We start from the raw sequence: 12,652 nt of genomic DNA, 5'->3' as shown, positions 1-12,652 counted from the left end.
CCGCCCGACCTGTGAACGGAGGGCGGCATGGCCGAGGCGGTGAGATGGGGTATTCTCGGGGCGGCGAAGATCGCGCGGGAATTTCTGGCGCCGGCGATCCACATCAGCGACCGCGGCGTCGTCGCGGCGGTGGCGAGCCGCTCGCCGGGGAAGGCGGAGCCCTTCGCGGTCTATCCGGGCCTGCGCGTCTTCGACGACTATGACGCGATGCTCGCGGATCCCGGTATCGACGCCGTCTACATTCCGCTGCCGAACAGCCAGCATGTCGAGTGGACGGCGCGCTGCCTGCGCGCCGGAAAGCACGTGCTCTGCGAGAAGCCGATCGCCCTTCGCGCCGAGGAGATCGATCCCCTGATCGCGCTCCGCGACGAGACGGGCCTGCTCGCGGCCGAGGCCTTCATGGTCACGCATCATCCGCAATGGCGCCGGGTGCGCGAGCTCGTCGACTCGGGCGCCATCGGAACGCTCCGCCTCGTTCAGGGCGCCTTCAGCTTCTTCAACGCCGACGCGGCCAACATCCGCAACATGCCCGAACTCGGCGGCGGCGCGCTGCGCGACATCGGCGTCTATCCGAGCGTCACCACCCGCTTCGTCACCGGGGCGGAGCCCGTCTCCGCCTCGGCGGTGATCGACTGGGACATGGGGATCGACGCGACCGCCACGGCGCGGGTCGCATTCCCGGGCTTCCTGCTCGACTTCTACGTCTCGATGCGGATGGCGCCCCGGCAACAGATGGTCTTCCATGGCGACAAGGGCTTCGTCTCGGTCACGACGCCGTTCAACGCCCGCGTCTACGGCGAGTCGGCGATCGAGCTTCGCGCCGCCGACGGGGTGACGACGATCGAGCGGTTCCCGGCGGCGGACCAGTACCGGGCGCAGATCGACGCGTTCAACGCCGCGGTGCTCGATGGCGCGGACTACGCCTGCCCGCTCGAATTCTCCCGCGGGAACCAGCGCATGATCGACATGATCTACGACGCCGCCCGCGGCTGAACGGTCCCGTCAACCAATCCGCGAGAAAAACCGGCCGGAACGACGGGTCCGGCGGCGGAATCGCGCGCCCCTGTGCTATGGTCGGGGCGCCGCTTCATTTCGTTCGCCGGTGAGAGGATGATTCTTCTTTCGCGCATTCGTACCGCGATGGCCCCGGGCGCGGCCTGCCTCGCGCTGGCGCTCGGCGCCTGCGCCCCGACGGAGCCCGCGGGCCTGGTCCAGGCGGAGAGCCCGGAGGCGGCGCGGCTGTCGCTCTCCCCCGAGACGGAGCCGGTCGATCCCGCGCTCTACGCCGCCCGCCCCGATGGCGCCTGGACGATTCCCGCCATCGACGTCGGCCGCTTCCCGCCGGGCCTGCTGCGCCATACCGTGCCTTACGCGGGCGCCGAGGCGCCGGGCACGATCGTCATCGATACCAAGGGACCGTTCCTCTACTACGTGGAGCCGGGCGGCCAGGCGATCCGCTACGGGATCGCGATCGGGCGCGAGGGTTTCGGCTGGACCGGGGAGGGCAGGATCGCCCGGACCGCGCGCTGGCCGGGCTGGACGCCGCCCCCGGAAATGATCGCACGCGATCCCTCGCTTCGGCCTTGGGCCGGGGGCATGCCGGGCGGTCCCCGGAACCCGCTCGGCGCCCGGGCGCTCTACATCTATTTCGGGGGCGCGGATTCCGGCTTCCGGATCCATGGCACCAACCAGCCCGGCAGCATCGGCTGGGCGGCGTCCTCCGGCTGTTTCCGGATGCTGAACCAGGACGTGATCGACCTCTATGACCGCGTGAGGCTCGGCGCGCCGGTCCGCGTCATCTGAGAGCGGCCCTCCGGGCGGTGGCGCCGCGTCGGGCGCTCCGCCCGTGGCAAGGCCGCGCCCGCGGCGCGCTTCACGACCTTCGCCTGTCGGGGCGCTCGGCCCGAAGCGGCGCGCCTCCTTACACCCGCCGGCCGTTCGCCCGCCGGGCGCCCGGCCCGTCACTTGCTTCTTCCTCTGTTTCATATGGCATGAAATCCATCGGGAAGCCCGCGCCGGCCCGAAGGACCGGAGCGAGGGGTCCCGACAACAGGCGGGGAGAAACCGGACTCGCGGCCAAAGGGCCGCTCCGCCGCCTCCCGGGAGGCGCGTCTAGTCTTCACCCGGGAGAAAGGCGCGCTCCCCGTCCTCCCCGATCAGCCCTTCGAGGATCCGCTCGACCGCGTCGAGATCGACCCCTTCGAAGCCGCCGAAGCCGCGCATCCAGATCGCGGCCGCGTTCAGCGCGTCGGGTTCCAGCCGGCAGGTCTTCTCCCGCCCGGCGCGGACCTGGCTGACGAGCCCGGCGCGGGCGAGGATCTGGAGATGCTTGGAAACCCCCGCGAGCGAGATGTCGAAGGGCGCCGCGAGGTCGCTCACGCTGGCCTCCCCCGCGAGCAGCGCGGTCAGGATCGCGCGCCGCGTCGGATCGGCGAGCGCGGCGAAGACCCGGTCGAGATCCAGTTCCTCCGCGTCCCGCATCGCGCTCCCCTCTCCTCCGCCGACTATGGGGCGCCGGAAGCGCGCCTTCAACCCGGCCGGACCGGCGCCCGGGCGCGCGGCGCGGCGCCCGCGACAAAGCGCCGGTGCCGGAGTTCGACTATAATGAAATCAACATGTTAAACCGAATGGAAGAGTAAATCCCGGCCTTGACCGGCCTTCAACGATCCGTTACCACCTGTCCCGCGCGAAGGACTGGCCGGGGGGCGATGTTCCATGTCCGAGGATCCGTTCGCGGAACGCATGAAGCGGCTCGAGGATCGCCTGGCGGCGGCCCGGGAGCAGCGCAAGGAGCCGGAGCGGCGGCCGAGCGAGTACCAGCAGGGCTCGCTTGCCTGGCGGATGGTGATCGAACTCGTCGTGGGCATGGTCCTCGGCATCGGAATTGGCTACGGGCTGGACGAGCTCTTCGGGACGCGACCCGCGTTCCTTCTCGTCTTCGCCCTTCTTGGCTTCGCGGCCGGCGTCCGGACGATGCTGCGCACCGCGGCCGAGGTGAAGGAACATCGGGGAGAGGCCGCGCTGATGGGCCGCGACCCCGCGAATTCGGACACGGATCCCGAGGATCCGCGCTAGGGAGCGAGAGCGCGATGGCGGAAGGCGGCGGCGGTTTCAATATCCACCCGATGGAGCAGTTCCTGCTGAAGCCGCTGTTCGGCGGCGACGAGATCCATTGGTACACGCCGACCAATGCGACGCTCTGGCTCGGGATCACCGTGGTGGCGGTGTCGCTGCTCATGGTCTTCGGCTCGCGCGGCCGGGCGCTCATCCCTTCGCGCGGCCAGTCGATGGCCGAACTCACCTACGGTTTCGTCTACAAGATGGTCGAGGACGTCACGGGCAAGCACGGGGTGAAGTACTTCCCCTACGTGATCACCCTCTTCCTCTTCATCCTGTTCGCGAACCTGCTCGGCCTCATCCCGACGAGCTTCTCGACCACGTCGCACATCGCCGTCACGGTGATCCTGGCGCTCGCGGTCTTCATCTCGGTCACCGCGATCGGCTTCGCCAAGCACGGCGCGGGCTTCCTGAAGCTGTTCTGGGTGTCGAGCGCGCCGACGGTCGCGCTGCGCTGCGTGCTCGCGCTCATCGAGGTGATCTCCTACTTCGTCCGCCCGATCAGCCACAGCGTCCGACTTGCCGGCAACATCATGGCGGGCCACGCGGTGCTGAAGGTCTTCGCGGGCTTCGCCGGCGCGCTCGGCCTCTTCTCGGTGGTGCCGATCCTCGCGATCAGCACGATCTACGCGCTCGAACTCATGGTCGCGGTCGTCCAGGCCTATGTCTTCGCGATCCTGACCTGCGTCTACCTCAACGACGCCCTGCATCCCGGCCACTGAGGCCGGGAGCCCCCGCTCCGAACTCATTTCTGAAGCCATTCCAATCCACGGGAGACCCACTATGGAAGGCAATATCGCGGAACTCGGTCAGTACCTCGGCGCGGGCCTGGCCTGCATCGGGATCGGCGGCGCCGGCATCGGTGTCGGTAACGTGGCCGGCAGCTTCCTGCAGGGCGCGCTGCGCAACCCGAGCGCGGCCGGCGAGCAGACCGCGACGCTCTTCATCGGCATCGCCTTCGCCGAGGCGCTCGGGATCTTCTCGTTCCTCGTCGCGCTCCTGCTGATGTTCGCGGTCTGATCCTACGATCGAGACCTGACGGGCGCCGCCAATCCGGGCGGCGCGCACGGAGCCCCTGCCGGAGTGACACATGGCGACCGAGACCCTGAGTGAGATCCAGCTGGAACATGCCGAGGGTGGCATGCCCCAGCTCGACGTCACCACCTACCCGAACATGATCTTCTGGCTGATCGTCGCCCTGGTCGCCCTCTATTTCATCCTGACCCGCTTCGCGCTGCCGCGCATCGCCGCGGTGCTCGCGGAGCGCAACGACGCGATCGCCAACGACCTCGAGGAGGCCGCGCTCTACAAGCGCCGCGCCGAGGAGGCCGAGGCATCCTACAACGCCGCCCTCGCCACCGCGCGGGAGGAGGCGCAGAAGATCGCCGCCGATACCAAGGCCCAGATCAACGCGGAGCTTTCCACCCTGATGGCCAAGGCCGACGCCGAGATCGCCGCGAAGACGGCGGAATCGGAAACGCGGATCCGCGACATCCGGGACAGCGCGACCCGCAGCGTCGAGGAAGTCGCGCTCGAGACCGCGCAGGCGATCGTCGAGGCCTTCGTGCCGAAGGCCGCGGATTCCGAGGCGGTCGGCGCGGCCGTCGCCAACCGGCTGAAGGGCTGACGCCATGGCTTTCCTCAACAACACCGAAGTCGTCGTCACGCTCGGCTTCCTCATCTTCGTCGCCGTGCTCGGCTACCTGAAGGTGCCGGGGCTGCTCGCCTCGAAGCTCGACCAGCGCGCCGAGCGCATCAAGGCCGATCTCGCCGAGGCGCGGGCGCTGCGCGAGGAGGCCCAGGCGCTCTTCGCGAGCTACGAGCGCAAGCAGAAGGAAGTGCGCGACCAGGCCGACGAGATCGTCGCCAACGCGCGCGCCGATGCCGAGCGCGCGGCGGAGACCGCCAAGGAGGACATCCGCCGCTCGGTCGCCCGGCGCCTCTCGGCCGCGACCGACCAGATCGACGCCGCCGAGAAGGCCGCGATCCGCCAGATCAAGGACCGCGCCGTCAACGTCGCGGTCGCGGCCGCGGGCGATGTGCTGCGCGACCGGATCAAGGCCTCCGACGGCAATGCGATGATCGACGCGGCGATTTCCGAGGTCGGCGCGCGCCTGCACTGACCCCGTTTCCCGGACACCGGATCCCGACAGGCCCGCTCCACCCCGGAGCGGGCCTGTCCGCTTTGGGGGCGGCGCGCGGTTTCGGCGTGACTTCGCCGCCCCGATCTGCCAGAAAACCGCCCTGAAACCGGGGGCGCCCGCGTGCCGCGCGGGCTGAGAGGCACCCTTCGAACCTGAACCAGATCATGCTGGCGGAGGGAGCCGTTTCGGATCGGGGCCGCCTCGCCCCGCCGGGCCGCTTCCCCCCGCGCGGGAGGAAAAGATGGCGGAGCCGGGTCCGGGAACCCTTCTCGAGGAGATGCGCGCCAGGGCGCCGCTCGTCCAGTGCATCACCAATTTCGTCGCGATGAACATCGCCGCCAACGCGCTGCTCGTGGCCGGCGCTTCGCCGGCGATGGTGCATGACATGCGCGAATCCGGCGAATTCGCGGCGATCGCCGGCGCGCTGACCGTCAATATCGGCACGCTCTCGCCCGAATGGCTCGGCGGCATGCGCGCCGCGGCCGAGGCGGCGAAGGCGGCGGGCCGGCCCTGGGTGCTCGACCCCGTCGCCCATTTCGCCACCGATTTCCGCCGCCGCGCCACCGCCGGGCTGATGGCGCTCGGCCCCGACATCCTGCGCGGCAACGCCTCCGAGATCCTCGCGCTCGCGGGCGGCGCCGGTTCGGGGCGGGGCGTCGACAGCGGCGACCCGGTCGCCGCCGCCGAGGGCGCGGCCGTCGCGCTCTCCCGCGCGAGCGGGGCGGTGGTCGCGGTCACGGGCGAGGTCGATTTCGTGACCGATGGCACGCGCTCGGCGCGGATCGCGGGGGGCTCGCCGCTGATGCCGCGGGTGACGGCGCTCGGCTGCGCGCTGACCTGCCTCGTCGGCGCCTTCGCCGCCACCCGCCCCGACCGGCTCTTCGAGGCCACGGTGGCGGCGCTGGCGATGTTCGCCGCCGCCGGCGAGATGGCGGCGCGCGAGGCGCGGGGCCCCGGCGGCTTCGGCTGGATGTTCCTCGACGCGCTGGCGGCGGTCGGCCCGGCGGAACTCGACGCGCCCGGCCGCGTCCTTCCCGCATGAGACATGCGATGAACCCCCGAGCCCTTTCGCTCTACCTCGTGCTCGATCCCGGACTCTGCGCCGGCCCCGGCCTCGTCGAGACCGCGCGCGCCGCCGTCCGGGGCGGGGCGACGATGATCCAGCTGCGCGACAAGGAGGGCGGGACCGCCCGGATGATCGAGAGCGGCCGCGCGCTCCGGGCGGCGCTCGCGGGCTCCGGCGTGCCGCTCATCGTCAACGACGACGTGCAGGCGGCGCGCGTGCTCGGCGCCGACGGGCTCCACATCGGCCAGGAGGACATGTCGCCGGCCGAGGCGCGGGCCCGGATCGGCGCGGACGCGATCCTCGGTCTCTCCGTCGAGACCGAGGCGCTCGCCCGCGCGATCGATCCCGCGCTCGTCGACTACGCCGGCGCGGGTCCGGTCTTCGCGACCGGGACGAAGCCCGGCCACAAGCCCGCCATCGGCTTCGACGGGCTGGCGCGCCTCGTGGCCGCGAGCCCGGTCCCCTCGGTCGCGATCGGGGGGCTGAAGCCCGGCCACGCCGGCGCTGTGCTCGCCGCCGGGGCGGCGGGCCTCGCGGTCGTCTCGGCGATCTGCGGCCAGCCCGATCCGGAGGCGGCGAGCCGCGCGCTCGCGGGCGAGATCGCGCTGGCGCGGGAGGGCGTGGCGTGATCCCGAACCTGCTCACCATCGCGGGCTCCGATCCCTCGGGCGGCGCCGGGATCCAGGCCGATCTGAAGACCTTCGCCGCGCGCGGCGGCTACGGCATGGCGGTGCTGACCGCGCTCACCGCGCAGAACACCACCGGCGTCGCCGGCATCCACCCGGTCCCGCCCGCCTTCGTCGCCGCGCAGATCGAGGCGATCCTCGCCGACATCCGCGTCGACGCGGTCAAGATCGGCATGATCGGCGTGGCCGAGGTCGCCGAGGCCGTCGGCGCCGCGCTGGCGCCGCTCCGGGGCGTGCCGGTCGTGCTCGACCCGGTGATGATCGCCAAGGGCGGCGCCGCGCTTCTGATGCCCGAGGCGGTGGCGGCGCTCCGCTCCGCGCTGTTGCCCGTCGCCACGATGCTGACGCCGAACCTGCCCGAGGCCGCCGCGCTGCTCGGCCGGGACGAGGCGACGTCGCGGGCGGAGATGGCGGATCAGGCCCGCGCGCTTCTCGATCTCGGCCCGGAGGCGGTGCTCCTGAAGGGCGGGCACCTCGCGGGCGAGGCGAGCCCGGACGTGCTGGCGACGGCGGCGGGCCTCGCCTGGCTCGAAGGGCCGCGGGTTCCGACGCGCAACACCCATGGCACCGGCTGCTCGCTCTCGAGCGCGCTCGCCGCGGAACTGGCGCGGGGGGCGGCGCCGGAGGTCGCGGCGCGCCGGGCGAAGGACTGGCTCTCCGGCGCGATCGCGGCGGCGGAAGAACTCGCGGTCGGGCACGGGCACGGGCCGGTCCATCATTTCCACGCGCTCTGGCGCGGCCTTGACAAGGATGGCCCCCAGGGCATTGGCTGAGCGAAAAAGCACCGGAACGCTCCGGGATGGGGAGAAGGCCATGAATGAATCGAGCGTCGAGATTCACGAGAAGCAGCTTCGGGCGCGGCTCGACTACCTGAACGCGCGGCTGCACCGGATCGACGACGCGCTCGACGAGCCGGTCGGCACCGGCGAGGAAGCGGTCGAGCGCGAGGACGAGGAGGTGCTCGAGGATCTCGGCGCCGCGGGCCTGCAGGAGATCCGGATGATCGAGGCGGCGCTCGACCGGATCCGGCAGGGCAGCTACGGAACCTGCGCCGTCTGCGGCGAGCCGATCGCCGAGGAACGGCTCGACGCCGTGCCGCACGCCGCGACCTGCCGCGACTGCGCGGGCTGACCGCGCCGTCCCGCCCAACCGTGTTTCGCGGGGTCCGGAAGCGCTCTCGCGCTTGCCGGGCCGCGCGGCCCGTGCGAAGGGAGGGCGCATGGCGGCGCAGCTCGACTACCTCACGATCCACGAGATCTTCAGCCGCTTCCACGCGGCCGAGCCCGAACCGAAGGGCGAGCTCAACCATGTCAACGCCTATACGCTGCTCGTCGCCGTCGCGCTTTCGGCGCAGGCGACCGACAAGGGCGTGAACAAGGCGACCGAGGCGCTGTTCCGCGAGGTGACGACGCCCGCGGCCATGCTCGATCTCGGCGAGGAGCGGCTCATCGAGCACATCCGCACCATCGGCCTCTACCGCAACAAGGCGAAGAACGTGATGGCGCTCTCGCGCATCCTCGTCGAGCAGTACGGTGGCGAGGTGCCGAGTTCGCGCGCCGCGCTGCAATCGCTGCCGGGGGTAGGGCGCAAGACCGCGAACGTGGTTCTCAACATGTGGTGGCGCTTTCCGGCGCAGGCGGTCGACACCCACATCTTCCGCGTCGCCAACCGCACCGGCATCGCGCCTGGGCGCGACGTGGTGGCGGTGGAGCGGGCGATCGAAGACCACGTGCCCGCGCCCTTCCAGCTCCACGCCCATCACTGGCTGATCCTGCACGGCCGCTACGTCTGCCGCGCCCGCGCGCCCGCGTGCCGGCTCTGTCTCATTCGTGATCTCTGTGAGTTCGAGGAGAAGAACCTTTGAACAAGGCCTATCAGGTTGTCGGCATCGGCAACGCCATCGTCGACGTGATCTCCACGGTCGAGGACGAGTTCCTGACCGCGAATGGCGTCGAGAAGGGGATCATGACGCTGATCGATACCGACCGCGCGGTCGAACTCTACGGCCGGATGGGTCCGGCGCGGGAGGTTTCCGGCGGCTCGGCTGCGAACACGATCGCGGGGCTCGCGGCGCTCGGCGCGCGCACGGCCTATGTCGGCAAGGTGAAGGACGATCAGCTCGGCGCGATCTTCGCCCATGACCTGCGCGCGCAAGGCGCGCATTACGCGACGCCGCTCGCCCCGAAGGAGCACGCGGCGGAGACCGGGCGCTGCATGGTGCTGGTGAGCCCGGACGGCGAGCGGTCGATGTCGACCTATCTCGGCGTGTCCGAATTCCTCGCGCCCGCCGACATCGACGAGGCCGAGATGGCGGCGGCCGAATGGATCTTCCTCGAAGGCTACCGCTTCGACGGGCCGGATTCGATCGCGGCCTTCGAGAAGGCGGTGCGGGCGGCGAAGGCCGCGGGCGGGCGCGTGGCGATCACCCTCTCCGATCCCTTCTGCGTCGAACGGCACCGGGGCGAGTTCCTGCGCATGATCCGCGACGACGTCGACCTGCTGGTCGCGAACGAGCACGAGCTCCAGTCGCTCTACCAGACCGACGATCTGGAAGCGGCGATGCTGCGCGCGCAGGGAGAGATCCCGATCACCGCCTGCACGGTCGGCGCGCGGGGCGCGCATGTGCTAGCCGGCGAGACGCGGGTGCACGCGCCGGCGGCGGCCGATGCGAAGGTGGTCGACGTGACCGGCGCGGGCGATCTCTTCGCCTCGGGCTTCCTCTTCGGCGTCGCCACCGGGCGCGACTGGATCACCTGCGCGCGCATGGGCTGCGCGGCGGCGGGCGAGGTAATCAGCCATATCGGCGCGCGGCCGGAGGCGGATCTGCGCGAGCTCTTCGCGAACGGCGGGCTCGTCTGACCCTACTTGATCAGGGCGGTGACCGCCCTGAACTCCGGATGCGTCGCGGCGCCGAGCCATTCAAAGAGGACCATCTCGGTCGTCACGATCTCCGCGCCGTGGCGCGCCATGCGCGCGAGCCCCGCCTCCCGGTTCGCCGGGGCGCGGGAGCCGACCGCGTCGGCGACCACCGCGACCTTCGCGCCGCGCCCGAGCAGGTCGAGCACGCTCTGCGTCACGCAGACATGCGCCTCCGCCCCGGCGACGACCAGCGTGGCTTCGAGGTTCAGCCGCTCCGCGACCGAGGGCGTCGCCAGCGCGTCGAAGGTCGCCTTCTCCATCACCTCCTCCGGCCGGGCGCCGAGTTCCGGCAGCGTGGCCCCGAGCTTCTCCGGGCTCTGCTCGGCGAAGCGCGCCGGCACGCCGAGCATCCGCGCCGCGCGCGTGAGCCGCGTCAGGTTCAGGATCATCGCCGCCGCCTGGTCGATCGCCGCCATCAGCCGGGGCTGGACGTCGATCACCAGAAGCTCCGAGCCTCGCGCGTTCAGCAGCATCGCTCTCCCTCCGCCGGTCACCGACCGAGGCTCCTCCAACCGCGCCGGCTTGGCAAGCGCGGCTCGGGCTTGACCTCGGCGCGCTTTGCCTCTTGCTTCGCGCCGGAACCCAGAGGGAGGCAATCGCATGGCCTATGACTACGATCCCGAGAACATCTTCGCCCGCATCCTGCGCGGCGAGATCCCGAACAAGACGGTGCTCGAGACCGAGCACTGCCTCGCCTTCCACGACATCCGCGCCCAGGCGCCCACGCATGTGCTGGTGATCCCGAAGGGGGCCTATGTGAATTTCGACCATTTCGGCGCCGAGGCCAGCGCCGAGGAGATCGTGGACTTCAACCGGACCGTCGCCCGGATCGCCCGCGAGCTCGGCGCCGCCCCGGGAGAGGGCGGGGCGGGCTACCGGCTGATCGCCAATTCCGGCGAGAACGCGCATCAGGAAGTGCCGCACATGCATATCCATATCCTCGCGGGCCGGCCGCTCGGGCGGATGCTCGTCGCCGCCAGCTGAGGCGTGGCCGGGAGAAGCGTGAGACGGGCCTGAGACGGGCCTGAGACGGGGCGCCGCATTGACGCGGCGCCCCGATCCGTGTACTTAGCAGACATGTTAATTAACGAACCTGCTAAATAGCATGGCCCTGCTCGTTCCGGCCCATGAGCCCGACGCGCTCTCCGCGACACTCTCGGCGCTCGCCGATCCGACCCGCCGGGCGATTCTCGCGCGGCTCTCCCGGGGGGAGGCGACGGTGGGCGAGATCGCGGCGCCCTTCGCGATGAGCCTGCCCGCCGTCTCGCGGCATCTGAAGGTGCTGGAGCGCGCCGGGCTGATCGCGCGCGGCCGCGCGGCGCAATGGCGCCCCTGCCGTCTGGAACCCGCGCCCCTCAGGGCGGTTTCGGACTGGCTCGACGAATATCGCGGGCATTGGGACCTGACGCTTCACGCGTTCGACCCCGGCCCGCCGGAGCTGAGAGGGGGGATTTCCGATGGAAGCGAGCAGTGACACCCGGACGGCGGACCGGCCGGGGTACCGGTTCGAACTCACCCGCCATGTCGACGCGCCCCGCGCCCTCGTCTTCGCCGCCCTGGCCGAAGGCCCCCGCCAGCGGCGCTGGTGCGCGCCCGAGGGGTTCACCGTGACCGACGGCGCCGGCGACTTCCGCGAGGGCGGCGCCTGGCATTGCGAGATGACCGGCGCGGACGGGGCGCTGGCTTGGGTCGAGGGCGTCTATCTGGAGATCGATCCCGGCCGCCGGATCGCGCAGAGCCAGCGCCGCGTGGCGGGGGACGGGCCGCGCGGCCCGGAATACCGGGTGGAATTCACCCTCTCCGACCGGGAGGAGGGCACCCGGCTCGGCCTCGGGATGGGTCCCTTCGCCGACGAGGCGACCCGCGACCTGCATCGCGCGGGCTGGGCGGAGGCGCTCGCGCGCCTCGACGCCCGCCTCTCCGAGATGATCGCCGCGGACCCGGCGCCCGCGGGCGAGCCGGTGATCCGGCTCATCCGGATCTTTCCGCATCCGCCCCGGCACGTCTGGAGCGCCTGGTCGGAGGCCGGCGCGCTCGGGGAATGGTGGGGGCCGGACGGATTCACGACCACGACGCATGCCTTCGACTTCCGCGAGAACGGCGTCTGGCAGTTCACCATGCACGGGCCGGAGGGGCGGAACTATCCGAACCGGATCCGCTTCGTCACCGTCGATCCGGCGCGTCATCTCGCCTATCGCCACCAGGGCGAGGACGAGGTGGAGGATTCGGTCTTCGACACCGACGTGACCTTCGCGGCCGTGCCGGAGGGCACCCGGCTCACGCTCACGATGCGCTTCGCCTCGGTCGAGGTGCGCGACAACGTCGCGCGCACCTTCGGCGCGATCGAGGGCGGGAAGCGCACGCTCGGACGGCTCGGCGCCTGGCTCGACGCGGCCGCCGCCTGACCCGCCGCCTCACCCGCCGTCTGGTCGTCCGCCGCGCCGGGCGCCGCTTCTCCCGTTGCGGCGCCCATTGCCGCCCGGCTAACTTGGGGCTAATCAGGCGCGACCCGCGCCCAATCACGGAGCCCCTTCATGCCTGCGCCCGAGCCGGAGATGATCGAAGTGACCAAGAGCCGCGTCGCCTGCGACGGGGGCGGCGGGGCGGGCGGACATCCCCGCGTCTGGCTCGAGATCGATCCCGTGAAGGGCTATGTCGAATGCGGCTACTGCGACAGGCGCTACGTGCTGAAGCCCGGCGCCGAAGCCGGTCACCACTGA

At 71.3% G+C, this 12,652-nt stretch carries 19 protein-coding genes and 1 riboswitch; of the genes, 17 read left to right on the top strand and 2 right to left on the bottom strand.

What is annotated here, in order from left to right:
* Positions 1-27 precede the first annotated feature (27 nt).
* Together FJM51_RS07265 and FJM51_RS07260 are read left to right on the top strand one after the other, a co-directional pair.
* Positions 28-993, top strand: a complete 966-nt coding sequence (locus tag FJM51_RS07265) for a Gfo/Idh/MocA family protein (protein ID WP_140453454.1) — start codon at positions 28-30, stop codon at positions 991-993.
* A gap of 117 nt (positions 994-1,110) precedes the next feature.
* Positions 1,111-1,803, top strand: a complete 693-nt coding sequence (locus FJM51_RS07260) for a L,D-transpeptidase (RefSeq protein ID WP_233713014.1) — start codon at positions 1,111-1,113, stop codon at positions 1,801-1,803.
* A 309-nt stretch (positions 1,804-2,112) separates the two neighbouring features.
* On the opposite strand, the gene FJM51_RS07255 is transcribed toward FJM51_RS07260, so the two are convergent.
* Positions 2,113-2,481, bottom strand: coding sequence for an ArsR/SmtB family transcription factor (locus FJM51_RS07255; protein ID WP_140453453.1), 369 nt, complete (start codon positions 2,479-2,481; stop codon positions 2,113-2,115).
* A gap of 234 nt (positions 2,482-2,715) precedes the next feature.
* Here FJM51_RS07255 and FJM51_RS07250 point away from each other — a divergent pair, with 234 nt between their 5' ends.
* From FJM51_RS07250 to FJM51_RS07200, 11 genes are all read left to right on the top strand, one after another.
* Positions 2,716-3,075, top strand: coding sequence for an AtpZ/AtpI family protein (locus tag FJM51_RS07250; protein WP_140453452.1), 360 nt, complete (start codon positions 2,716-2,718; stop codon positions 3,073-3,075).
* A gap of 14 nt (positions 3,076-3,089) precedes the next feature.
* Positions 3,090-3,839 carry a F0F1 ATP synthase subunit A gene (locus FJM51_RS07245; protein WP_140453451.1) on the top strand — a complete coding sequence of 250 codons (750 nt, stop codon included), beginning with the start codon at positions 3,090-3,092 and terminating at the stop codon, positions 3,837-3,839.
* 61 nt (positions 3,840-3,900) lie between these two features.
* On the top strand, positions 3,901-4,137 hold the full coding sequence (locus FJM51_RS07240; RefSeq protein WP_140453450.1) for a F0F1 ATP synthase subunit C: 237 nt from the start codon (positions 3,901-3,903) through the stop codon (positions 4,135-4,137).
* A gap of 70 nt (positions 4,138-4,207) precedes the next feature.
* Positions 4,208-4,744 (top strand): F0F1 ATP synthase subunit B', encoded by a 537-nt coding sequence (locus tag FJM51_RS07235; RefSeq protein ID WP_140453449.1) that lies wholly within the window; start codon positions 4,208-4,210, stop codon positions 4,742-4,744.
* Positions 4,745-4,748: 4 nt separating this feature from the next.
* Positions 4,749-5,240: a F0F1 ATP synthase subunit B family protein gene (locus FJM51_RS07230; protein WP_140453448.1), complete on the top strand. Its 492-nt coding sequence runs from the start codon at positions 4,749-4,751 to the stop codon at positions 5,238-5,240.
* A 119-nt stretch (positions 5,241-5,359) separates the two neighbouring features.
* Positions 5,360-5,457, top strand: a riboswitch (TPP riboswitch).
* Between the two features lie 45 nt (positions 5,458-5,502).
* The gene (thiM, locus tag FJM51_RS07225; RefSeq protein ID WP_140453447.1) at positions 5,503-6,303 is read left to right on the top strand and encodes a hydroxyethylthiazole kinase; all 801 of its coding nucleotides are present in this window, start codon (positions 5,503-5,505) and stop codon (positions 6,301-6,303) included.
* Positions 6,304-6,311: 8 nt separating this feature from the next.
* Positions 6,312-6,956 (top strand): thiamine phosphate synthase, encoded by a 645-nt coding sequence (gene thiE / locus FJM51_RS07220; protein WP_140453446.1) that lies wholly within the window; start codon positions 6,312-6,314, stop codon positions 6,954-6,956.
* Positions 6,953-7,786: a bifunctional hydroxymethylpyrimidine kinase/phosphomethylpyrimidine kinase gene (gene thiD, locus FJM51_RS07215; RefSeq protein WP_140453445.1), complete on the top strand. Its 834-nt coding sequence runs from the start codon at positions 6,953-6,955 to the stop codon at positions 7,784-7,786. Before thiE ends, thiD begins: the two co-directional genes overlap by 4 nt.
* A 40-nt stretch (positions 7,787-7,826) precedes the next feature.
* Positions 7,827-8,144 (top strand): TraR/DksA family transcriptional regulator, encoded by a 318-nt coding sequence (locus FJM51_RS07210; protein ID WP_140453444.1) that lies wholly within the window; start codon positions 7,827-7,829, stop codon positions 8,142-8,144.
* Between the two features lie 88 nt (positions 8,145-8,232).
* Positions 8,233-8,877 carry an endonuclease III gene (nth, locus tag FJM51_RS07205; protein ID WP_140453443.1) on the top strand — a complete coding sequence of 215 codons (645 nt, stop codon included), beginning with the start codon at positions 8,233-8,235 and terminating at the stop codon, positions 8,875-8,877.
* A complete protein-coding gene (locus FJM51_RS07200) occupies positions 8,874-9,872 on the top strand; it encodes an adenosine kinase (RefSeq protein WP_140453442.1) in 999 nt (332 codons plus the stop codon). Before nth ends, FJM51_RS07200 begins: the two co-directional genes overlap by 4 nt.
* A 2-nt stretch (positions 9,873-9,874) precedes the next feature.
* On the opposite strand, the gene FJM51_RS07195 is transcribed toward FJM51_RS07200, so the two are convergent.
* Positions 9,875-10,405, bottom strand: coding sequence for an isochorismatase family protein (locus FJM51_RS07195; protein WP_140453441.1), 531 nt, complete (start codon positions 10,403-10,405; stop codon positions 9,875-9,877).
* Between the two features lie 127 nt (positions 10,406-10,532).
* Between FJM51_RS07195 and FJM51_RS07190 the strand changes: the two genes are divergently transcribed.
* The 4 genes from FJM51_RS07190 (at position 10,533) to FJM51_RS07175 (ending at position 12,652) form a co-directional block, all read left to right on the top strand.
* Entirely contained in the window at positions 10,533-10,916 is a 384-nt protein-coding gene (locus tag FJM51_RS07190; protein WP_140453440.1) for an HIT domain-containing protein, read from the top strand.
* A 121-nt stretch (positions 10,917-11,037) separates the two neighbouring features.
* Positions 11,038-11,406, top strand: a complete 369-nt coding sequence (locus FJM51_RS07185; protein ID WP_140453439.1) for an ArsR/SmtB family transcription factor — start codon at positions 11,038-11,040, stop codon at positions 11,404-11,406.
* Positions 11,390-12,337, top strand: coding sequence for an SRPBCC family protein (locus FJM51_RS07180; RefSeq protein ID WP_140453438.1), 948 nt, complete (start codon positions 11,390-11,392; stop codon positions 12,335-12,337). The genes FJM51_RS07185 and FJM51_RS07180 overlap by 17 nt, the downstream gene beginning before the upstream one ends.
* A 129-nt stretch (positions 12,338-12,466) precedes the next feature.
* Positions 12,467-12,652 (top strand): zinc-finger domain-containing protein, encoded by a 186-nt coding sequence (locus FJM51_RS07175; protein WP_140453437.1) that lies wholly within the window; start codon positions 12,467-12,469, stop codon positions 12,650-12,652.

The organism is Amaricoccus solimangrovi (assembly GCF_006385685.1).
Lineage (GTDB): Bacteria > Pseudomonadota > Alphaproteobacteria > Rhodobacterales > Rhodobacteraceae > Amaricoccus > Amaricoccus solimangrovi.
Note: the sequence above shows the minus strand (reverse complement) of the source record. Positions and strands in the feature narration are given on the sequence as shown.

Excerpts from the sequence above, each read along its gene's own strand:
- FJM51_RS07185 (WP_140453439.1), top strand. The coding sequence starts at position 11,038 with ATGGCCCTGCTCGTTCCGGCCCATGAGCCCGACGCGCTCTCCGCGACA.
- FJM51_RS07265 (WP_140453454.1), top strand. The coding sequence starts at position 28 with ATGGCCGAGGCGGTGAGATGGGGTATTCTCGGGGCGGCGAAGATCGCG.
- FJM51_RS07250 (WP_140453452.1), top strand. The coding sequence starts at position 2,716 with ATGTCCGAGGATCCGTTCGCGGAACGCATGAAGCGGCTCGAGGATCGC.
- FJM51_RS07230 (WP_140453448.1), top strand. The coding sequence starts at position 4,749 with ATGGCTTTCCTCAACAACACCGAAGTCGTCGTCACGCTCGGCTTCCTC.
- FJM51_RS07245 (WP_140453451.1), top strand. The coding sequence starts at position 3,090 with ATGGCGGAAGGCGGCGGCGGTTTCAATATCCACCCGATGGAGCAGTTC.
- FJM51_RS07260 (WP_233713014.1), top strand. The coding sequence starts at position 1,111 with ATGATTCTTCTTTCGCGCATTCGTACCGCGATGGCCCCGGGCGCGGCC.
- FJM51_RS07180 (WP_140453438.1), top strand. The coding sequence starts at position 11,390 with ATGGAAGCGAGCAGTGACACCCGGACGGCGGACCGGCCGGGGTACCGG.
- thiE (WP_140453446.1), top strand. The coding sequence starts at position 6,312 with ATGAACCCCCGAGCCCTTTCGCTCTACCTCGTGCTCGATCCCGGACTC.
- FJM51_RS07195 (WP_140453441.1), bottom strand. The coding sequence starts at position 10,405 with ATGCTGCTGAACGCGCGAGGCTCGGAGCTTCTGGTGATCGACGTCCAG.
- thiM (WP_140453447.1), top strand. The coding sequence starts at position 5,503 with ATGGCGGAGCCGGGTCCGGGAACCCTTCTCGAGGAGATGCGCGCCAGG.
- FJM51_RS07210 (WP_140453444.1), top strand. The coding sequence starts at position 7,827 with ATGAATGAATCGAGCGTCGAGATTCACGAGAAGCAGCTTCGGGCGCGG.
- nth (WP_140453443.1), top strand. The coding sequence starts at position 8,233 with ATGGCGGCGCAGCTCGACTACCTCACGATCCACGAGATCTTCAGCCGC.
- FJM51_RS07240 (WP_140453450.1), top strand. The coding sequence starts at position 3,901 with ATGGAAGGCAATATCGCGGAACTCGGTCAGTACCTCGGCGCGGGCCTG.
- FJM51_RS07255 (WP_140453453.1), bottom strand. The coding sequence starts at position 2,481 with ATGCGGGACGCGGAGGAACTGGATCTCGACCGGGTCTTCGCCGCGCTC.
- FJM51_RS07190 (WP_140453440.1), top strand. The coding sequence starts at position 10,533 with ATGGCCTATGACTACGATCCCGAGAACATCTTCGCCCGCATCCTGCGC.
- FJM51_RS07175 (WP_140453437.1), top strand. The coding sequence starts at position 12,467 with ATGCCTGCGCCCGAGCCGGAGATGATCGAAGTGACCAAGAGCCGCGTC.
- FJM51_RS07235 (WP_140453449.1), top strand. The coding sequence starts at position 4,208 with ATGGCGACCGAGACCCTGAGTGAGATCCAGCTGGAACATGCCGAGGGT.